We start from the raw sequence: 21,114 nt of genomic DNA, 5'->3' as shown, positions 1-21,114 counted from the left end.
CTTCAGTTTGATTGTTTACGAGATGCCATTGAAGATGTCTTACGTCAAGCGTCCTAACTGCCTTGGCGACTGCTATACAAAATGACTGGGAGTGCGATCGTCGCCTAAAAATTAAAATTCGTCTGTAATGTAAAGTTTTATTACATAAAATTAAATTTTGTTGTTATAGTACCACTTAAGAGAGATGATATTTCTTTTAGAACCCTTTGCAAAGAAACGTGCAACTTGGGTTTCCTCACTGTGAGAAAAACACTGTGGGAACACAACGGATTTAACTATTTGTGCAGACCAGCTTTTGCAAAAGCTGGTCGTTTCTGTTTAAACCTTAAACCCGCTTCTAGAAAGTAAACGTGGTTCTGACAACCCCAATCACCAAATCAGAATTATTCTTATTGTGGTCAGGAGCAGTCAGCCAAATCAGACCAGGAGTGACAGAAATATTGTCGCTCAACTTAAACTGATAGAAACCTTCAACGTGCAGCGAAGTATCCTTATCTTCCGGCAAAGTCCGATTAGTAGAACTCGTTACCCGCGGCTCCATACCTACCACAATCCCCGCCACATTTCCTTCTTTCAACAAATCGGGAAAAGCCAAAGTAACTGCCCAGTTCCAGATTTTTTGGTCTCCCCGCTGCACAGAACCCGTAGGAGTAGCCAAGTTGGATAAAATGCGCTGGTTTGTGTAACCCGCCCAACCGCCAATTGCAAATCTCCGGTTTAACTGCCACGAAGCTTGTGCGCCGTAGGAATTGCTAGAAACTGGCACATTGCTATCGCTGTCGAGCCCGAAGGAACCGAGACGCACCGGGAAATTAGAAGCATTGCTGCCAGTACCGGTAACAAAGTTGTAGGAATTAACGTAAGTTAAACCTAAAGCCATGTTCTCGTTGGGTTTGAAAGTCAACTGAGCCAAACCGCCGTAAGAGCCGTTAAACAAACCATTTCCCCGCGTCGGGTCTGCAGCATTGCCGGCCATATATCCCAAACTCAGTTCGAGTTTTTCCCCAAACTGATGCCGCAGAGCGATGCCAGAACCCCCAATCAAATAGTAAATTGGGTTGCGAGTACCGAAGTTAGAAAGAGCGCCGTAGCTGCCGTCTCCGTCAAAGTAAGGGTTGACAGTGTTAACAAAATCATCAGCAGCCCCGGCATTAGCTTCGAGAATTACAGTCGTGCTTTTGCCGATAGGGAATTGGTAAAGCAGCGCATCTAAACCTACCGTATTGCTAGCCTCGGCAAAAGGCCCAGCATTAAACCGCAATTCTCCTTCAGCGGTTTTCGTATTATTCGTAGAAAACGAACCCAGATTCAAAACTTGCAGTCGAGTTCTCAGCAAATCTTCTCCAGAAAAACTCGTGTCGAAATTGATCCGAACCCTGCTGCCAAAAGCCGTCGCTTTATCGGCATCGTTACCTTCAGCATCATCTCCCCTGGCGATACCTGTCAAACCAAATATGACTTCGCCGTTGAGTTTAGTCGTAGTTGAAAACTGATTTGCTTCTAATTCAGAGGCGCGCGCTTCCAAAGCATCGACGCGGCCTCGCAAAGTTGCCAATTCCGCCGCAAATTCTTCTTGCAACCTTTGCACAGAAGCCAAATCTTCTCGCGTCGCCAGAGTTCTCGAACCGCCTTGAATCAGCTCGCTAACTTTATCCAAACACGCATTTAAACCTGCTGCAAACTCGTAGCGAGTCATCGCCCGGTTGCCGCGAAAAGTGCCGTCAGGATAACCAGCTATGCACCCGTAGCGCTCTACTAGAGACTGCAAAGCTTGGAACGCCCAATCTGTGGGCCGAACGTCGGAAAGTTGCGAAACAGACGTTACCTGGCCGGCCGCATCTTGGCTGCTACTGTCTTCTTTGCTGTATTCATTGATTTGTTCTAAAACATTTGACTGTGCTGGAGGTTGGGGACTTGGATTTGGCGATTGGGAAATTTGCTCTTGGGCGCTTAAATTAGTCGGTGTAGCGGCGGGTTGGGTTTCGCTTAAGTTTGCGGGTGCGACTGCGGGAATTTGCTGCGCGACAGGTTGTTCAACACTTAAATTTGCGGGCGCGACTGCGGGTTTGGTTTCGCTTAAATCCCCTGCAACTGCGTTTTCCGGTGGTTTTGCCTGTTCGGCAACTGGGGCAATCGGCTCGTTAGCGTTAGCGAAGCGATCCGAAGGAAAGCCCTCGTAGAGGTTCGCACTTTCTTTCTCAATAGTCTCAACAGTCAAGTTGCTAGCTAGCGACGCTGGTTCGCCGGTCTCAGCCTTTGCTGTCTCAGCCTTTGCCACCTCGGTTGCAGCACCTGCTAATTGCAATTGATCAGCTTGAGCTATGGTGGCAATTTCTACCGGTTTCTCTGCTGCTAGCGCCGTCGAAGATACGACTAAACTTGCTGCCAATACAGCGGGACTAACTAAAAGTCCCTTCCACAAAAATTTGGACATTTTTTCCTTACACCACATTGAGCCGATCGCCCGTTCCGAAGATTTAGCCGATCGCAAATCACCTTTAGTATTCTGCCTAATAGTATTTCTTGTCAACAATCGGGGAAATCACTGCCGGAGAGTCCTGTTTTGCTGTGGCTGATTTGACAAAAACCCCGTTTATTCCCAAAATCCTTGGTTTGACTCACATCTTGCACCATTCTCGCTCGCACAGGCTTTTCGGCCTGTTCCACAAGAAAATTCACTCTTTGTGAAACAGATATCTTGCCTGTTCCTAAACAAGTAATTGAGAATGGTGCAACATCTCAGTTGAAAGATACCTACCTAGAAACCTGGTTGATGGCTGGATATTGCGTAAGTTATCCCTCAGTAAGATTAATATTGACAGCACTGGCGCTAACAAATCGTTTGATCGGCTACAAATACAAGTGAAAAAACTCAAATACGCCCTAGTTCACGAATGGTTGACGCCCTTAGCTACTGGCGGTTCAGAACTCGTAGTACAGGAAATCCTCAAACACGTAGACGAGGCAGATGTCTATGCCCTCATCGACTTTGAATCAGCCAATCCCGAAAGCTATCTTTTCGGGCGACAGATTGGCACAACATTTTTGCAGCACTTTCCCAAGGCCCGCAGCGGCGTGCAAAAATATCTGCCATTTCTGCCGATCGCGATCGAACAACTAGATCTGCGAGAATACGACATCATCCTCTCCTCTTCCCATGCCGTTGCCAAAGGCATCCTCAGCAGTCCCCAGCAAATGCACGTCTGCTACTGCCACACGCCCATGCGTTACGCTTGGGACTTAACTTTTGACTATTTGCGTAGCAGCAAAGCCGGACGGGGCATCCAGGGTCTGCTGACGCGATATTTGTTGCATCGACTGCGACAGTGGGACGTAATTTCCGCCAATCGCGTTGATTATTTCATCGCTAACTCCCAACACACAGCGCGCCGAATTTGGCGGTGCTATCGGCGGCGGGCCCAGGTGATTTATCCGCCGGTAAATATCGAGCGATTTTCCTTGATGCGGCAAAAACAAGACTTTTACGTCACAGTTTGTCGGTTGGTAAGTTACAAAAACGTAAGTGCGATCGTCCAAGCATTCAATCAACTCGGGCATACTCTAATTGTCATCGGCACCGGGCCAGAATTAGACATGATTCGGCAAATCGCCAAACCCAACGTGCAAGTGCTCGGCTGGCAGCCCGCCTCGATAGTCGAAAAATACATGGCAGAGGCAAAAGCCTTTGTCTATGCAGCTTGCGAAGATTTTGGCATCGCTTTAGTAGAGGCTCAAGCTTGCGGAACACCAGTAATTTCCTATGCAGCAGGGGGCGCTTTGGAGACAGTGCTCGACATTCGCCAACACCCAGAGACGGGGACTGGTTTATTTTTTTCCTTCCAAACCGCAGCAGCATTAGTCGAAGCTGTCGAGGAATTTGAGCAGTTGCAAGGCAAATTTGAGCCAGAAATCAGCAGGTTGCGCGCTGAACATTTTGCCCCCGATGTCTTTGGGCAGCGCTATCTAGCTTTTGTGGAACGCTGCTATCAGGAATTTCAATCCCGTGATTTTACCCAGTCTGGGGCTTGAGAGTGCCAGAATCCGATAGCGGGACAATCTTCCTTCTGCCTTTGTATAAGTGCCTTCCGAAGACCTCTGCATAAGTGCCTTGCGCCTTCTTCCTTCTGCCGCCAGAAGCCCTCTTCCTTCTTCCTTCTGCCTTTTGAAGCCTTCTGAAGGCAGAAAATTGAGTATTGGAAACATAATTCAGAGAACAAAGCGTCTTGAGGCTTTATGATCAGGACTGTGTGTGGTGTGAAGTGAAGGAGTAAGATGACTGCCGACAGCCAACTAATCTCCGGCAAGGTAATTCGAGCGATCGCAAGACGCGGTTTTGGGTCTGTCCTGCAAGGAGATAGACGCATAAGTCGTTCTATACAGAGCCTCGACGGAGAACTTTTCAAGCGGTTATTTGACATCCTGTTTTCCTTATCGGTTCTGATCCTGTTTGCTCCGGTTTACCTGCTTTTGGCTTTCTTAATCGCCTTAAGCTCGCCCGGTCCTATTTTTTACGTACAGGAACGAGTCGGCAAAAACCGTAAAAGGTTTTATTGCCTTAAATTCAGAACGATGGTGGAAAATGCGGACGATATATTGCTGGAAATCATGGAAAATTCTCCGCATTTGCGTCAAGAGTTTGAGGACAATTTCAAGCTGAAACAAGACCCTCGAATTACCTGGATTGGAAGATTTTTACGAATGACCAGTTTAGACGAGTTTCCCCAGTTTTGGAATGTTTTAAAAGGAGATATGAGTGTCGTCGGACCCAGACCTTTAGTTGAAGAAGAACTGCCGAGATACGGCAGTCACATCAACAAAATTCTCACCATAAGACCTGGAATTACAGGCTTGTGGCAAGTGTCTGGTCGCAACGACATTCCCTATCCCCGCCGAGTCCAAATCGACCTCTATTACGCAAATGACAAAAACCTTTGGATGGATATGTGGATTGTTTTCAAAACAATTGGAGTTGTGATTTTTCCCAAAAATAACGGCGCATACTAATTTTTGTCCGCAGTCAGCAATCGGTAGTTAGTTTTATTTGTTACTGACCACTGATGCTGACTACTGACAATCAGCGACAAACTCTTTGTCAAAACTAAACAGTTCCTGGATGCCGATCGAAGAATTGTGAGCTTAACTAAAGGGGCAAATACTTAAATAAACCTATCTCTTCTTCACCTAGAAAGATCGGTTCTTCTAGATAGACTACTTTAGGTTTAGGTGTTAAACTTAACTCTATAACCTTTGGCTTAAGGGGGATAGCCTACTTATCTTGGGATAGCCCACTACCCAACAGCGTAGGAAGTAAACTTCAACTGGCTTTAGGTAACTAAAGTTAAGTTTGAGTAAGTTGTATAAAGCAGTTAAGGTAGAGTTTGAGAATACGGCCGGCAGGGAGCAACAGCCTCTGCCAAAAAACTTATTGTGAATTAACACAGCCTGTCAAAGGAAAATCAGATGACGCAACGTAAGCGAGCGCTAATAACAGGTATTACAGGTCAAGACGGCTCCTACTTGAGCGAATTACTCTTAGAGAAAGGATATGAAGTTCACGGCATTATCCGGCGCAGTTCTAGTTTCAATACCGATCGAATTGACCACATCTATGTAGATCCTCACAGCGAGGGTGCGCGCCTGTTTCTACACTACGGCGACTTGACGGACGGCACCACTCTCCGCCGGATATTGGAAGAAGTTCAGCCGGTAGAAATTTATAACTTAGGAGCTCAATCTCACGTTCGAGTCAGTTTTGACTCGCCGGAATATACGGTGGACACAGTAGGGATGGGAGTATTGCGGCTGCTAGAAGCAATTCGGGACTATCAGCACCGCACCGGCATAGAAGTGCGGTTCTATCAAGCAGGTTCTTCGGAAATGTTTGGTTTGGTACAGGAAGTTCCGCAAAAGGAAACAACTCCTTTTTATCCCAGAAGTCCTTACGCCTGCGCCAAAGTTTACGGGCACTGGCAAACAGTAAATTATCGCGAATCTTACGGACTTTTTGCCTGCAACGGCATCTTGTTCAATCACGAATCTCCCCGCCGTGGCGAAACTTTTGTAACTCGCAAAATTACTCGCGCCGTGGCAAGAATAGTCGCCGGCAAGCAGAAACAACTTTACTTGGGCAATCTCGAGTCCAAGCGAGACTGGGGCTATGCTAAAGACTACGTGCGGGCTATGTGGCTGATGCTGCAACAAGACAAGCCTGACGATTATGTCATTGCTACCAACGAGACCCATTCCATTAAGGAATTTCTCGATTTGGCTTTTACTTACGTCAATTTAGATTGGCAAAAATATGTGGAGTTTGACGAACGTTACTTGCGTCCGGCCGAAGTCGAACTGTTGATTGGCGATTCGACTAAGGCGCGCCAGCAATTAAATTGGGAACCTTCTGTAACTTTTCAGGAGTTAGTACATTTAATGGTAGATGCTGACATGAAAGCTTTAGACCAGCAAGGTCGGGGTTCGGGCAACGGATTTGATTAAGTCGCTAAATCAAGCCGTCAGTGCCAACAATTTGTAGGGGTAGGCCCCCGTGTCTACCCCTTTGGCGAAAGGCGCGCGCCGGAGGATAGCCCATGCACACACTTCAGAACTGATGAGAGGGTTGTTACAGCTATTAGCGTAGCGCGATCGGCATTCAAAGAACCAGCTTAATTGCTCGCCAAATTTTCCGCTGTGCGGGCTAAAAAAAACATTAAAATGATAGTTGGGGAGTCGCGACCCCTATATCTAACTTTCGTGTGTGCACGGCGCAAATTGTCCCTATCTACTGCAGCTAAAACAAATGTGTGGGCAACCTCGTCCTGTAGCTGAAAGCTTTTTTTGCTAAAGCAACAATTTTAGAATTGAAATTGTCGATCGACCTTTATTCAAAATCCCGAGGCTAAAATTATGACCAGCTTGGATTTAAGCAGCAAAAGCATTCTAGTCACGGGCGGCGCCGGTTTCTTGGGCCGTCAGGTAATCGACCAGCTAGTGAAAGCAGGGGCCGATGCTGATAAAATTTCGGTAACTCGATCGCGCGACTGCGACCTTCGCGTCATGGAAAACTGCAAGCGCGCCGCCGACAAACAAGATATCATCATTCACCTCGCCGCCCACGTCGGCGGCATCGGTTTAAACCAACTCAAACCCGCTGAATTATTTTACGATAATTTGATGATGGGCGCGCAACTAATCCACGCCGCCTACGAAGCAGGAGTCGAAAAATTTGTCTGCGTCGGCACCATTTGCGCTTATCCCAATTTAACCCCAGTTCCTTTCAAAGAAGACGACCTCTGGAACGGCTATCCAGAGGTAACTAACGCACCTTACGGAGTAGCGAAAAAAGCCTTATTAGTGCAACTACAATCCTACCGCCAGCAGTACGGATTCAACGGTATCTACTTGCTACCAGTAAATCTGTACGGCCCGGAAGATAACTTTGACCCGAAAAGTTCCCACGTCATCCCCGCATTAATTCGCAAAGTCTACGAAGCCCAAGAAAGGGGAGACAAAACACTGCCTGTTTGGGGAGACGGCAGCCCTAGCCGCGAGTTTTTGTATTCCACAGATGCCGCGCGGGGAATTGTGATGGCAACGCAAGATTACAGTGAATCTGACCCGGTTAATTTGGGAACGAATAGCGAAGTTAAAATTCGCGATTTAGTGGAAACGATTTGCGAATTGATGGGATTTGAGGGAGAAATTGTTTGGGAAACAGACAAACCGAACGGTCAGCCGCGCCGCTGTTTGGATACGGAAAGGGCTAAGGAAAAGTTTGGTTTTGTTGCGGAGGTGAAGTTTAAGGAAGGGTTGAAAAATACGATTGATTGGTATCGACAACACGCCGCGTAAGTGTGAAAAACCCGGTTTCTTGAAGAAACCGGGTTTTTTTGGGAATAATACTAAATGCGGGTTATAATCCTCATTTATAATAGTGGGCGGTTGCCACCTATCCTTCACACACCAGTCCGCCTTTTGGCACTAATAAATTATACAAATTTGGGTTGAAAGTCACTGACAATAGTCGGCAGCAGTGCGGTGTCCATACTGCTGTGTCCTGTATTTCATCCGAGTGAAAACTGCTATAATACAAATAGCTCGACTGAAATCATCGAAAACTGAAATTTGGGAAAGCCAATGATTGCCGATCGCACCCACAATTATATCTCGCCCGAAGAGTACCTGAAGTTAGAAGAACTCAGTCCCCTCAAACACGAGTATATACAGGGCGAAACCTATGCAATGGCTGGTGCAAGCGATGCTCATGTGACAGTTGCCGGCAACTTATTTGCACTTTTAAGAAATCATGTTCGGGGTAGTGGCTGTCGCGTTTATATGTCCGACATGAAAGCCAGGATTGAATCGAAGAATATTTACTACTATCCTGACGTGATGGTAACGTGCGATGAACGGGACAAGGCATTTCAATCTTTTAAAAGATATCCTTGTTTAATTGTCGAGGTTTTGTCAAATGGTACTGAAGGATTCGATCGGGGCGATAAGTTTGCTGACTATCAAGAATTAGAAACCCTTCAAGAGTATGTGTTAATTAGTCAAAAACGTGAGCGGGTAGAGTGTTTTCGTCGCAATGCTGAAGGGTTGTGGGTTTTGTATTCCTATAATCAAGGAAGCGAACTTCACTTGGCTAGCGTAGATTTTCGCACAAGTATTGATGCTATTTATGAGGATGTAATTTTTACGAAGGAAGATTCAGAAGCAGAAATTGACGAAGTGCGATCTAGGGGATAAATGGAAAGTGCGATCGCACATCGGTTCAGGAAGGGCGATCGCTTGACGGGATGAGGGAAAAGAAAGGGCGATCGCCTAGTTAAAACTACCCGTTCAATACGTCGTTTTCTTGGGTTGCGGTTGTTTGCCACGAGAACCGCTGGTTTTTTTTACAAACATTCTCCCTGGGTATCCCAAGGAATGTTGGCGAAAAAAACCCTGAGTTTCTCCAGATTTATTATAATCTCTTGAATTCGTTCTTTTGACTGGGTATCAGGTGAAGTAATTTCCTGCAGATGCTTAAGAGACTCTTTACATTTTGCTTCAACTGCATCCGCACCTTTCTCAAAGGCTGTGGCTGTCTCTTGCCAATACTGGTCGATTCCTTCTAAGAATTTATCAACAACACCCTGTTTTTTGAATTGTTGGTGAATTTCTTTTGCTAACCGCTTCTGCCAAGCTTCCCCAAAAAAATTCCACACCAAAGAAGCCAGTCCAGCAGCTAAACCGATCCCTAGAACTATTGGGCCACCAATCGCAGCTACGAAAGAAATTACTGTTGCCGTGCCACCGCCGATACTAATACCAAGTGCTGACAAAAGACTCACTAATTTCGCTACTAAGATATAGCTGCCAAGATTGCCAAGGCCTGCTGCCCAAGCGGCTAAGGCACCATAAGTACCTAAACCTGCTATCCCACCAAGAAAAGCTCCTTTTGTATCGAAGGGAATAGATACTACTATTCCATCTTTGTTGGGAAGTTTAGGTACTGGGTATTTTTCCAGAAAAGCGTCAATCTCAGCCTTGAGTTTTTCAGAATTGACACTAATCCGATTTTCTAAATGACTTTGCAGCAGATCGACTAAATAACCGGGAGCGTATTCTTGAGCCTCTTTCTTTTTGTCGTATCTCTGGCGAATCATTTGTTCTATAAACTCTACATCGATCTTTTTTGCCGCATAGGTCTGAAATGATTGGCGGGTATCTTTCTCTAATTCCTTAATTTGTTTGCTCACTTGACTGCGTTTTTGCCGCATTTCTCGCTGACGTTCAGGTTCATTTTTCTCGGCTTTGTCAAGCTCCTTTCGATACTCCTCTATTTTGGCAACAGTTGTTTGATATTGCTCAATCGAGTTAGCGTATTCTTGTTTTTTGTCTTTTTTGACCGAATTGATTTCGCGGTCGATACGAGAGATGACTGGTTTAGGAAGAGTCTCGCAGAGGAGTTGAGTTAAATCATCAAAGAGACGCTGACAGCGATCCGGCTTTTCTGACCAGAAAGTGAAGAAACGCTTTTGCACATCTTCCTTGGTAATATCCCGCTTTGTTAGCTTCCGACGAAACTCTATAGCAGTTTCATCAAGTTCTTTATACAGTCTGGCTGAAGCTTTATTGAGAATTTTGGGAAGCTCATCGTCAGGGATACTCGGATCGGCGTGTGTCGCCACAATAAAGAAATTTCCTAGCGTCGGAAAGTCGTTGCATTCATTCTCTGGGGCCGGCAACAAACGCAGCAAATTCCGAAGTCGCACCATATCTTGACCATTGATGTGACCCTTGGCAGGAGAAGCATAAAGCAAGACATTAGCAATCTTGGTGGCACTATTAGCTTTCTCAACATCCTTTGATACTTCATCTTGTTTATCAGAGTAACCGGGAAGGTCAATCAGGTTACACGCTCTTAACAAAGGAGCATCTACATAAACTATAGCTGTATGTCCGCCCTCATTGCTGTCATCAGAGTCATCATATTGGTGTACGCCATATTTTTCTAGCAGGTCAAAGGAGCCGAATTGCAAAAAATGCTTCTGACAACGCTCCCGATCCTCTAAATATAGGAAGTAAAAATTTAGCTTGCCGTTTTCATCTTGCCAAAATTTCTCATCAATAATTCCCACGTTTCCATCAAACCATTCGGGGCGACTTTCCACATGACAAACAATGGTAATGACTCTTGTTGCAGGCTGATAGCCTGTTGGCAATACTTTTTGGCCTAAAAGAGTATTAGCAAGATAGGATTTGCCAGAGTCAAAGGCTCCTGTCAAGACAACATTTGGTTTTTGGTAATACTGGTTAATTTGTTCTTGCAGAGCGTTAGGTTTACGTAGTTCCGTTGGCAATTCTAGCCAAGGTAAAAAAGAATTTTCATCGATATACTGATTAAGTAAATTTAGCCGGCGATAAAGTTCAGCGTAGGGACTGCCGGGTTCAATTCCTGGGAGTGGAGGTATTTCGTCTGACATGGCACTTGCAATGTCAACACCTAATATTTGCAGCCATTTTACTGCCATTCCCATCGGAACTTGTGCAGGGAACTGCTCATAATTTTTAACCTGATCTACAGAAATGCCGAGCCCGCTGGCAACTGATTCTTGACTGATACCTTTCTGTTCCCGATAGCGTCTAAAATTAATGTTCATAGCATTCTGCTACCCGCTAGTTTAATCCACAGGAAGTTATTTGTTTTTTATAATTATCTTCTAATTATGAATTTATCGGAGTCATAAAATGTCAAATTTTATCAGCAATTGAGACGATCGCTCTCTCAGAAAACGTCAGATTGTGTCATCTTTGTCAGAAAATGTCATAAAAAATATGATAAAATAGGCAAAACTTTCACGCCTACCTGACTAATGAACGTTCAAGAAGTCTTGAGATTTGCCGATGACATGGTTTTCGCCAAGACGGGAGAACATTTGGAGGATATGCAAAAAGCTATCCTGCTGGGTGTATGGAAAGGTCAAAGATACTCTAAAATAGCAGAAGAATCTCACTGCACAGAAGGTCATGTCAGAAATGTCGCATCGGAATTATGGCAACTACTCTCAGATGTATTAGGTGAAAATGTCAATAAATTAAATTTTAGGTCGGCATTGGAGAGGTCGCAATTTGCCTACTTTTCAAATTATGGAAAAAATTCTTTACAGATTGGTAATGTAAATGTCTGTGATAATAGTTTGCAAGCTTCAGAAATTCCAAAAACCCGATCGCCCTCAACCCCCACCTCAGACACCTCCAAACCCCAAACCAGACTAGACTTAGCAGACGCACCTCATATTTCATCATTGTGCGATTCGCCTGATGGCGATAGCTTCGCTTCACGCACATCCGAACTCGCCACCCTCGAAAAATCGATCGTTCAAGACAAGTGCAACCTTGCAGCCATATTAGGAATAACCGGCATCGGCAAAACCGCCCTTTCCCTCCACCTCATCCAAAAAATTCAGCATAACTTTGAATACGTCATCTGGCGAAGTCTCCGCCACTCCCCACCCTTAGAAACAACCCTAAAAAATTTCCTAGAATTTCTCTTAAATAAACCCGAAATCGAACTCCCTACCAGCATTCCCGATCGCCTTTCCCTATTAATGGAATATCTGCGAAAAACCCGCTGTCTCATTATCCTCGACGACGTGCAAACCATTCTCAGCAGCGGAAAATTAGCAGGAAATTACCGCCCCGAATGCGAAAATTACAGCATCCTCTTCAGACAAATCGGAGAAACTACCCACAACAGTTGCTTAATCCTCAACAGTTGGGAACCACCCAGAGAAATTACCGCCTTAAAAGGTGAAAATTCACCAGTGCGCGCCTTGCAACTCAAAGGCATAGGTGCAGCAGCAGTCGAAATTTTCCGACAAAAAAGTTTACTCAATCCCGAAACATGGGAAAACCTAATTAACGCCTACCGAGGCAATCCATTGTGGTTAAAAATAGTCGCCACCACCATTCAAGAAATATTCCGAGGTAGGGTTGCAGAATTTTTGAAATATGATAGGCTATTCTTAGGGGAAGAATTGGCAGCAACATTGTACCCGCAGATAAATCGTTTGTCAGAATTAGAGAAAAAGCTAATCTCCCGACTCAGCCTCGAAGCAAATTCAGTTTCAATAGAGGAATTGCTACAAGATGCCGATTTATCGCCCTCTGAGTTATTCAACGGGCTGCAATCTTTGGGGAGGCGATCGTTAATTGAAATAGAAGAACAGGAGAATGAAACGCTATTCAGTGTTTGTCCTGTGGTGAGACAATATGTGCTCTCAAATCCAGTTGGTTGATACTTTCCGACCGTCCGACATTCCGACATTCCGGCAGGGGTTGAAACCCCTGCCTCAAAGCTAAAGTCGGTTAAAACCGACTACAGAATGTCATGAAAATGCAATTAATTGTTGTAGTCCTCTTTTAGAGGACTTTCGCTGTGAGACAGGGGTGGAAAACCCCTGTCGGACTGGAAGTCAAACGAGAGATTTGATCGCAAATATGAATACTGCTGAACCTTCATTAACTAAAACAGAATTAAGAAAATCGCTCCTCAACACTCGCAAATCCCTATCAGCACAAGAATGGAGACAAAAGAGCGATCGCCTCTGCAATCACCTGCAAAACTCGCCCCTATTCACCCAAGCAAAAACAATCCTCGCCTACTTCAGTTGTCGCCAAGAACCCGATTTAAGTCCCCTATTTGTAACTCCCCGCAAATGGGGATTTCCCCGCTGTGTCGGCAAAGAGCTATCCTGGCACATCTGGCAGCCCGGAGATGCTTTACATACTGGAGCTTATGGCATACTCGAACCCCTGCCGGATGCTCCTAAAATAGATTGCTCAGAAGTAGATTTAATTCTCGTACCCGCAGTAGGGTGCGATGTTGGCGCCTATCGCTTGGGCTACGGCGGCGGCTATTACGATCGAATGCTCAGTTTAGCTGAGTGGGAATCAAAAGTTACGATCGGCACAATCTTTGAATTTGCCTTGCTCGCCCAACTACCCGTTGACTCCTGGGACAAACCGCTGCACGGAATCTGCACGGAAAGCGGGTTAAAAATAATACAGCCAAAATCTTAAAGGTCGATCGACAAATTAATTTTCCCCAATTAAGTCTATAAGAGTTATTGATTTGTCTCGTTATTATCCAGATTTGAATCTAGCCGTTTGAAAGAGTTCAATCATATCCCGAAACCGAGGTTTGAACTGGGATTCAAACCTCGATTCGCATTGATAATTTAACCGATGGGCCCCGGTTGCCTAGATGGTGAGGAAATGGGAACTGTTGAGGGAAGCTGCTGGCACGCCAGTTAAAACCGCTAAGACTTCATTGGTAGCAGTTACCTTGATGATGGTATTTGCAGGATTGGAGTCTGGGGCAATGGTTAGCTGAGCAAATGTCAAGCCGCCCGTCAAACCCAGAATATCTTTATTGCCACCTGTGGCAGTGAAGTCAAGTAAGGTATCAATTCCGTTTCCAGAGGCAAAAACCAATAAGTCTTGGCCGTTTCCGCCCGTGAGGGTGTCGTCACCCATTCCGCCCGTGAGGGTGTCTTTATTAGCACCACCATCAAGCCAGTCCTCACCAAAGCCACCGAATAGGGAATCAGTACCATTTTGACCGGTGAGGGTGTCGTTGCCGGCTTCACCGTCGAGGTAATCATTGCCGGTGTCGGCGTTGAGGCTGTCGTTGCCGGCACCACCGAGAATGCTGTCATCGCCTGCATTGCCCATCAGGGTGTCATCGCCTGCATTGCCAATCAGGGAACTAGAGCCTGAGTTACCTATTAGGAGGATACCAGGGACGGGCGAAGGTGCAGGTGCAGGCGTTACTGATGGTGTAGGCGTTATCGATGGCGTGGGTGTTTCGCCTGGTGTAGGCGTTACCGATGGCGTAGGTGTTGTCGATGGTGCAGGCGTTATCGCAGGTGTTACCGATGGTGCTGGTGTTACCGCAGGTGTTGCCGATGGTGTTGCCGATGGTGCAGGCGTTACCGCAGGTGCAGGCGTTACCGCAGGTGTTGCCGATGGTACAGGCGTTACCGCAGGCGTTACCGCAGGTGCTGGTGTTACCGATGGTGCAGGCGTTACCGCAGGCGTTACCGCAGGTGCTGGTGTTACCGCAGGCGTTACCGATGGTGCAGGCGTTACCCCAGGCGTTACCGCAGGTGCTGGTGTTACCGCAGGTGCAGGCGTTACCCCAGGCGTTACCGCAGGCGTTACCGATGGTGCAGGCGTTACCGCAGGTGTTACAGATGGTGCAGGTGTTACCGCAGGTGTTTCCGCAGGTGTTTCCGTGGGTGTTGGTGTCACCGATGGTGTTGGTGTCACCGATGGTGTTGGTGTTTCCGATGGTGTTGGTGTTTCCGTGGGTGCAGGTGTTACCGATGGTGCAGGTGTTTCCGTAGGTGTTGGCGTGCCGAATTGTAAGTTTTTAAGGATGGCTAAAAGTTCATTATTTTTGCCTTTGCCACGCCAGACTAAAGTATCTTTGGCATTCTCGCCGGTGCCGTTGGTAAACTCTAATTCGTCATTTCTGAGTCCTTTTAATACACCGAGGGTATCGTCACCGATGGCAAAATCCCAGATGATATCTACTCCCTCACCAGGAGAAAGCATGAAGATATCTTGACCGCCACCGCCATAGAGGTTATCGTTGCCGACTTCGCCGTAGATTACGTCATTGCCGTTGCCGCCAAGGATGGAATCATCGCCGGAATCTCCGTAGATAATGTCACCATCTTCGTTACCTAAAAGGGTGTCGTTGCCGGCACCGCCGTAAATACTGTCGAAACCTGCACCGCCGTCGAGGGTGTCGTTGCCCGCACTGCCTTCGATGATGTCGTTGTCTCCGCCGCCACCCATGTTGTCGTCGCCGGAACGTCCTAAGAGGGTGTCTTTGCCGTCGCCGCCTTTCATCCAGTCGTTGCCTTCGCGGCCGTCCATGTAGTCGTCGCCGCTACCCCCTTCTAAGCTGTCGTTGCCTTCGCGGCCGTCGATGATGTCGTTGCCGGCACCGCCATCGAGGGAGTCGTCGTTGTTTTTGCCGTCGAGGGTGTCATTGCCGTCGCCGCCTAAGAGGGTGTCGAGGCCGTTGTTGCCGATGAGGAGGTCGTCGCCTTCTTCCCCTGCTAGGAGGTTATTACCTAAACCGCCATCGAAAATGTCGTTGCCGGCACCGCCGTAGAGGGAGTCGTCGCCGTTTTTGCCTTCGAGTTCGTCGTTGCCATCGCCGCCTCGGAGGATGTCGTTACCGTCGCCGCCATCGAGTTTGTCTTCTCCTCCTTGGCCTAAGAGTTCGTCGTTGCCGTCGCCGCCTTTGAGTTGGTCGTTGCCGGCCCCGCCGTCCATTGAGTCGTCGCCTGCTTGACCTAAGAGTTGGTCTTCGCCGTCGCCACCGGCAAGGGTGTCGTTGCCAATACCGCCGTCGAGTTGGTCTTCGCCTGCTTGACCGAAGATGATGTCGTTGCCTTCTTCCCCTTCTAATTGGTCGTTGCCATTGCCGCCGTCTAGGTAGTCGTCACCGGTGCGACCGAATACTTTATCATCGTCGTCGCCGCCGTAGAGGGTGTCGTTGTTGGCACCGCCGTCTAGGAGGTCTTTGCCTGCTTGACCTTGGAGTATGTCGTTGCCGTCGCCGCCTTCGAGTTGGTCGTTGCCGTTGCCACCGTCTAGGGAGTCATTGCCGGTTTCTCCCCAAAGTTGGTCTTCACCGTCGCCGGCGTTGAGGGTATCGTTGTCTTCCCCTCCCCAGAGTTTGTCTTCCCCTGCATCGCCATTGATGATGTCGTTACCGGTTTGGCCGTAGAGGAGGTCTTTGCCGTCGCCGCCGTTGAGAAGGTCGTCGTCGCTACCGCCTTCTAGCAAGTCGTTGCCACTGTCGCCGTTGATGGTGTCTTTGCCTGCGTCGCCGTAGAGTTTGTCGTCTTCGCCTTCGCCAAAGAGGAGGTCGTTGTCTTCTCCACCTCGGAGTAAGTCTGTACCAGCGCGGCCGTGTAGTTCGTCGTTGCCGTTTTCGCCGTAAAGTTCGTCGGCGGCATCCCCTCCGTCTAGGAAGTCGTTGTCGTTGCCTCCGTAAAGGGTGTCTTTGTCTGCGTCGCCTTGCAGGACATCTGCGCCGTTATTCCCCCAGAGTAGGTCTTTGCCTGTGCCACCGCTGAGGGTGTCTTCGTTATCGCCGCCATAGAGTAGGTCTTCGCCGTCGTTGCCGAAAAGTTGGTCTTTGCCGGCATCTCCCTGGAGAATGTCGTTGTCGGCGTTGCCGCTGAGGTTGTCGTCGCCGTCGCCACCGCTGAGGGTGTCTTGGCCGGCATCCCCGGTCATTAGGTCGTTGTCGCCGTCGCCATACATTAAGTCGGCATTGTCGCCGCCGCTGAGGGTGTCGTTACCGCTGTCGCCGTGTAGGAGGTCTTGATTTTGTTCGCCATAGATGAGGTCATTGTCGCTACCGCCGTTGAGGGTGTCGTTGTCGATGCCGCCATAGAGGTTGTCGTCGCCACTGTCGCCGTTGATGATGTCGGTTCCTTCGGCACCGTAGAGGGTGTCGTTGTTGCCGCCGCCGTTGAGGAGGTCGTTGCCGAGTTCCCCGTAGGCGAGGTCGTTGCCGTTGTCGCCGTTGAGGGTGTCGTTGCCGGTTGCGCCGTAGAGAAGGTCGTCGTTTTCGCCGCCGTTGAGAAGGTCGGTTCCTTCGGCACCGTAGAGGGTGTCGTTGCCGGCATCGCCTCCGAGTTGGTCGTTGCCTTCTTGGCCGTAGAGGAGGTCTGCGTCGTCGCCGCCCGCGAGGGTGTCGTTGTCTTTACCGCCGTAGAGGAAGTCGTTACCCGCGTCGCCCTTGATGTTGTCAAAACCTTCTTGGCCGTAGAGGGTGTCGCTGTCACCGCCACCGTTGAGGAGGTCGTCTCCGAGTTCGCCGTAGGCGAGGTCGTTGCCGTTGTCGCCGTTGAGGGTGTCGTTGCCGATGTTGCCGTAGAGGAGGTCGTCGTTATCGCCGCCGTTGAGGAGGTCGGTTCCTTCGGCACCGTAGAGAGTGTCGTTGCCGGCATCGCCGCCGAGTTGGTCGTCGCCTTCTTGGCCGTAGAGGATGTCGGCGTTGTCTCCGCCATAGAGGGTATCGTTATCGAGGTTGCCGTAGAGGATGTCGTTGCCGGCTTCGCCTTGGAGGAGGTCTTCTCCTTTGCCGCCATAGAGGGTGTCTTGGTCGGTGCCGCCGCTGAGGGTGTCTTGGCCGTCTTGACCTAAGAGGGAGTCGTTGCCGGCATCGCCGTTGAGTTGGTCTTGGCCTTTGCCGCCGTAGAGGGTGTCTTGGCCGTCGTTGCCGTTGAGGATGTCTTCGTTTTCGCCGCCGTAGAGTTCGTCTTGGTCGGTGCCACCGCTGAGGGTGTCGTTTCCTTGTTGGCCTAAAAGGGTGTCGTTGCCGGAGTCGCCGTTGAGTTGGTCGTTTCCGAGTTCGCCGTAGAGGGTGTCTTGGCCGTCGTTGCCGTTGAGGATGTCTTCGTTATCACCGCCGTAGAGTTGGTCTTGGTCGGTGCCACCGCTGAGGGTGTCGTTTCCTTGTTGACCAAACAGGGTGTCGTCGCCAGCATCGCCGTTGAGTTGGTCGTTTCCGAGTTCGCCGTAGAGGGTGTCTTGGCCATCGTTGCCGTTGAGGATGTCTTCGTTTTCGCCGCCGTAGAGTTCGTCTTGGTCAGTACCACCACTGAGGGTGTCGTTTCCTTCATTGCCAAATACGGTGTCGTCGCCGGAGTCGCCGTTGAGGATATCATTGCCTTTACCCCCAAAAACTTTATCTTGGTCGCTACCCCCAGAGATTTTATCCTCTCCTGTATTACCCAAGATTAAATCGTTATCTTCATCACCAAAGATTTCGTCGTTGCCTTCATCTCCTGCTATGCTATCGTTGCCTTTACCCCCATAGATTAGATCGTCACCATCATCTTCTTGTTGTGTTTGGAAGTTGGCTTCGGCATAGATTTTAGTGGTGGGACTGGTATTAGTATTATTAGCAGCAAAACGGGTGGTACTTGCTTCTGCATCAACACCTAGACCTGCTATTGTAAAACTTGCTTCTGAATTGGAACCATTTTCATCAATAGTCCCATCGAACCAGCTTGAGCCTTGATGAAAGCCGCCACCAACATTATCATCACCACCACCACCATAGATAGTATCTCTTCCATTTTCTCCCCTGATAAAATCATTATCTTCACCGCCATAAGCCTTATCATTACCGTCAGCAGCATAAAAGGTATCATTACCTTTACCACCTTCAAAGTAGTCATTGCCTTCGTTGCCCTCAAAGTAATCATCTCCACCTTCTCCTTTTAATGTATCATCACCACCTCGACCATAGAAAATATCTTTTCCATAGCCACCAAAGAATTGATCGGGATGATCTGATCCCGAAATTTCTTCTATTTCAAGAAGGATATCTATTGAGCCATATCCATCTTCTACTTTATAGGCATCAGAACTAGCGTATTCATTTGTGTAATCTACTCTGATCCCGCGATCACTTTTATCATACAAAGCTTTATCTTTGCCACTTCCTCCATCAATAAAGTCCCATCCAGCCCCCCCTCTTATCTGGTCATTATAGGCATTTCCTCGGATTACATCATTGCCTCCGTTTCCGCTGATGAACTGGCCCCCAGATAAATCATAAGGAGAACCTTCTATCCAATCGCTGTATTCTTTCCCATTTACAGTTAATGAATAATAATCTCGAACTGGTGCATCAGGAAAATAATATCCTTGAGGATTTACCTCTTTAAAAAATTGCTGAAACCATCCCAGGTTATTTTCTTGAGTGTATAAAGTATTAAAGTCATGTAGTAGCCCACCAAGAGCAGCGTTCGTTAAATTATCAATTTTTGGGAAAGCTTTTAAAAGATGCTTTAATTTCTCAAATTCTTTATTTTCTCCATCATTATCAAACTGAAGACTTGTAATTAAATCTTTGCCTTCAAAAGTCGGTCCTTTTGTAAAGAATAAATATGAACGAAGTACAGTTCCTAAACCAAATGGCAATACTCCTTCTATATTATAAGCATCATTGAGGTCTCCTAGTGTAGTTTTTTCATTGATTACATTAGCTACTAATCCATACTCCTTTTGAAGGGAAGAGTAATTTGTTGGAGATCCAAAAGCTAATATTCTCAGCTTATCTGCATAATTTTTAAATCCTGGTGTTGACAATAACCCGTCTTCTATAAAGAAATTGCCTTGGGAGTGAGCCATTAGTATTGTCGAATTTTTTTCTTGCCCCAAACTATCTTTTTGCTGAAGGAATTCAAGAAAAGGCTTAGTCCATTGATCGCTTACTTTTGTACTGACTGATGATGCTGAAAATGAAAAAAATTGAATAATCGCTTCTTGTAAGTCAGTCTTATTTTGGCTTTCCACATACTGAACAAAACCTTTTAACTCATCAGGACACAATAATTTGACAAGTTTAGATACAGCTTCATAATCTAATTGAGGATCAATTAGTGCCGATATTCCAAGACCTTGTACCTTATCTAAGAATTTAAACACTTGAAATTGTTCGATATCTTGCGGTGTAGAGTTTGAATCCTTTAAAATCCATTCTTCAGCTTGGGGATCACCTGGTATTTTTGGTGCATCTTTGATATCTTTAAATTTTTTCTTCCAGCCTTCTATGTATTTGTTAAGCGTTGGTTGAAAAAGAGCTTTATTCAAATCTCCAAAAACGGCTGCTAAGTTATCTAGTGGGCTACCTTGTGTTTCATTATAAACTACTTGAAATAATTCTTTTCCTTCATGTATTTTCACTGATGTTAAATAATCTGGTATTTCATCACTCCAATCTTTAAGATTGAATTTATCTTGAATGGCTTTTCTAGAGTCTTCTAAATTTTTAGGTGTTGTAAAAATACCATTTGTAAAAAGAACACTGGTTTTACCCCGTCTTTCAATAACTGAGTTTAAAACAGTTTTAAAATCTCCCCATGTGTAATCATTTGGACTAGATGTTTCTCCCTGAGAAAAACTATTTAATAAAGGAAAGGCAACTAACTCGGTATCTGAATAACTTTCTGAACTATTTCCCGAAAAATTTAATAAAACTGAATCATTCTCACTCTGCAACGCCTTAATCTGCACCTCACTCAAATTAATCCCTTGTACCACATTAGAAAAGAACTCCCCTTCATCCCCAGGAGTATCAGAAGTATTAATATGCCAATCCACAGAATGACCAATTTCTTCCAATAAAACACTGGTAATCGCTTGCAGATTATCAGTATATTTAGTCAAAAAGTCTTGAGAAACATAAATAGTATTATTTGAACCTGCATAAGCAGCATTAGCCCCTTGGAGTTCTGAACCACTGCGAATTTCAATCAGTGGCAGAGATGTAAAATTACTGTTAATCCACTGCTGGCGGATTTCTTCTAACTTACTCGCGTCAAAGTTCGTACCAAAAATAGATTGAATTTTGGCAAGAAAATCATCACTATTGGCAAAATTATTTAAGGTGCTGTAAACCTGTTGCAGAGATGTTGCGATTAAAGTGTTGAGTGAGTTATTAGAAGTCAACATGGCTTTTTTCTCCAATCAATTATGTTAGTGAACCCTGAACAATGTAAATGCAGATACGCAAAAGTTACTCGC

General features: G+C 46.8%; 11 protein-coding genes. 8 read left to right on the top strand and 3 right to left on the bottom strand.

Annotated features, from left to right (window positions below):
- Positions 1 to 337: 337 nt before the first annotated feature.
- A complete protein-coding gene (locus QUA10_RS03370) occupies positions 338 to 2,434 on the bottom strand; it encodes an iron uptake porin (RefSeq protein WP_333081045.1) in 2,097 nt (698 codons plus the stop codon).
- 264 nt (positions 2,435 to 2,698) lie between these two features.
- Between QUA10_RS03370 and QUA10_RS03365 the strand changes: the two genes are divergently transcribed.
- The 6 genes from QUA10_RS03365 (at position 2,699) to QUA10_RS03340 (ending at position 8,742) form a co-directional block, all read left to right on the top strand.
- On the top strand, positions 2,699 to 2,866 hold the full coding sequence (locus QUA10_RS03365; RefSeq protein ID WP_333086169.1) for a hypothetical protein: 168 nt from the start codon (positions 2,699 to 2,701) through the stop codon (positions 2,864 to 2,866).
- Complete coding sequence (locus tag QUA10_RS03360) at positions 2,863 to 4,029, top strand: glycosyltransferase (RefSeq protein WP_333081042.1); 1,167 nt, start codon at positions 2,863 to 2,865, stop codon at positions 4,027 to 4,029. The genes QUA10_RS03365 and QUA10_RS03360 overlap by 4 nt, the downstream gene beginning before the upstream one ends.
- 243 nt (positions 4,030 to 4,272) lie before the next feature.
- On the top strand, positions 4,273 to 5,004 hold the full coding sequence (locus QUA10_RS03355; RefSeq protein WP_333081041.1) for a sugar transferase: 732 nt from the start codon (positions 4,273 to 4,275) through the stop codon (positions 5,002 to 5,004).
- Positions 5,005 to 5,460: 456 nt separating this feature from the next.
- A complete protein-coding gene (gmd, locus tag QUA10_RS03350; protein ID WP_333081040.1) occupies positions 5,461 to 6,492 on the top strand; it encodes a GDP-mannose 4,6-dehydratase in 1,032 nt (343 codons plus the stop codon).
- A 408-nt stretch (positions 6,493 to 6,900) separates the two neighbouring features.
- On the top strand, positions 6,901 to 7,845 hold the full coding sequence (locus QUA10_RS03345; protein WP_333081039.1) for a GDP-L-fucose synthase: 945 nt from the start codon (positions 6,901 to 6,903) through the stop codon (positions 7,843 to 7,845).
- Between the two features lie 285 nt (positions 7,846 to 8,130).
- Positions 8,131 to 8,742 (top strand): Uma2 family endonuclease, encoded by a 612-nt coding sequence (locus tag QUA10_RS03340; RefSeq protein WP_333081038.1) that lies wholly within the window; start codon positions 8,131 to 8,133, stop codon positions 8,740 to 8,742.
- Positions 8,743 to 8,891: 149 nt separating this feature from the next.
- Here the strand turns inward: QUA10_RS03340 and QUA10_RS03335 are convergent, their stop codons facing one another.
- Positions 8,892 to 11,141, bottom strand: coding sequence for a dynamin family protein (locus tag QUA10_RS03335; protein ID WP_333081037.1), 2,250 nt, complete (start codon positions 11,139 to 11,141; stop codon positions 8,892 to 8,894).
- Between the two features lie 213 nt (positions 11,142 to 11,354).
- On the opposite strand from QUA10_RS03335, the gene QUA10_RS03330 reads away from it, so the two are divergent.
- Both QUA10_RS03330 and QUA10_RS03325 read left to right on the top strand, forming a co-directional pair.
- The gene (locus tag QUA10_RS03330) at positions 11,355 to 12,779 is read left to right on the top strand and encodes an NB-ARC domain-containing protein (RefSeq protein WP_333081036.1); all 1,425 of its coding nucleotides are present in this window, start codon (positions 11,355 to 11,357) and stop codon (positions 12,777 to 12,779) included.
- 202 nt (positions 12,780 to 12,981) lie between these two features.
- Positions 12,982 to 13,563, top strand: coding sequence for a 5-formyltetrahydrofolate cyclo-ligase (locus QUA10_RS03325; protein WP_333081035.1), 582 nt, complete (start codon positions 12,982 to 12,984; stop codon positions 13,561 to 13,563).
- A gap of 180 nt (positions 13,564 to 13,743) precedes the next feature.
- Here QUA10_RS03325 and QUA10_RS03320 read toward each other — a convergent pair whose 3' ends face one another.
- Positions 13,744 to 21,042, bottom strand: a complete 7,299-nt coding sequence (locus QUA10_RS03320; RefSeq protein WP_333081034.1) for a hypothetical protein — start codon at positions 21,040 to 21,042, stop codon at positions 13,744 to 13,746.
- Between the last annotated feature and the right edge of the window lie 72 nt (positions 21,043 to 21,114).

Source organism: Microcoleus sp. Pol8_D6 (genome assembly GCF_036700965.1).
In the GTDB taxonomy this organism is placed as follows: domain Bacteria; phylum Cyanobacteriota; class Cyanobacteriia; order Cyanobacteriales; family Microcoleaceae; genus Microcoleus.
The sequence above is the reverse complement of the archived record's forward strand: the minus strand, read 5'-3'. Positions and strand labels throughout refer to the sequence as shown.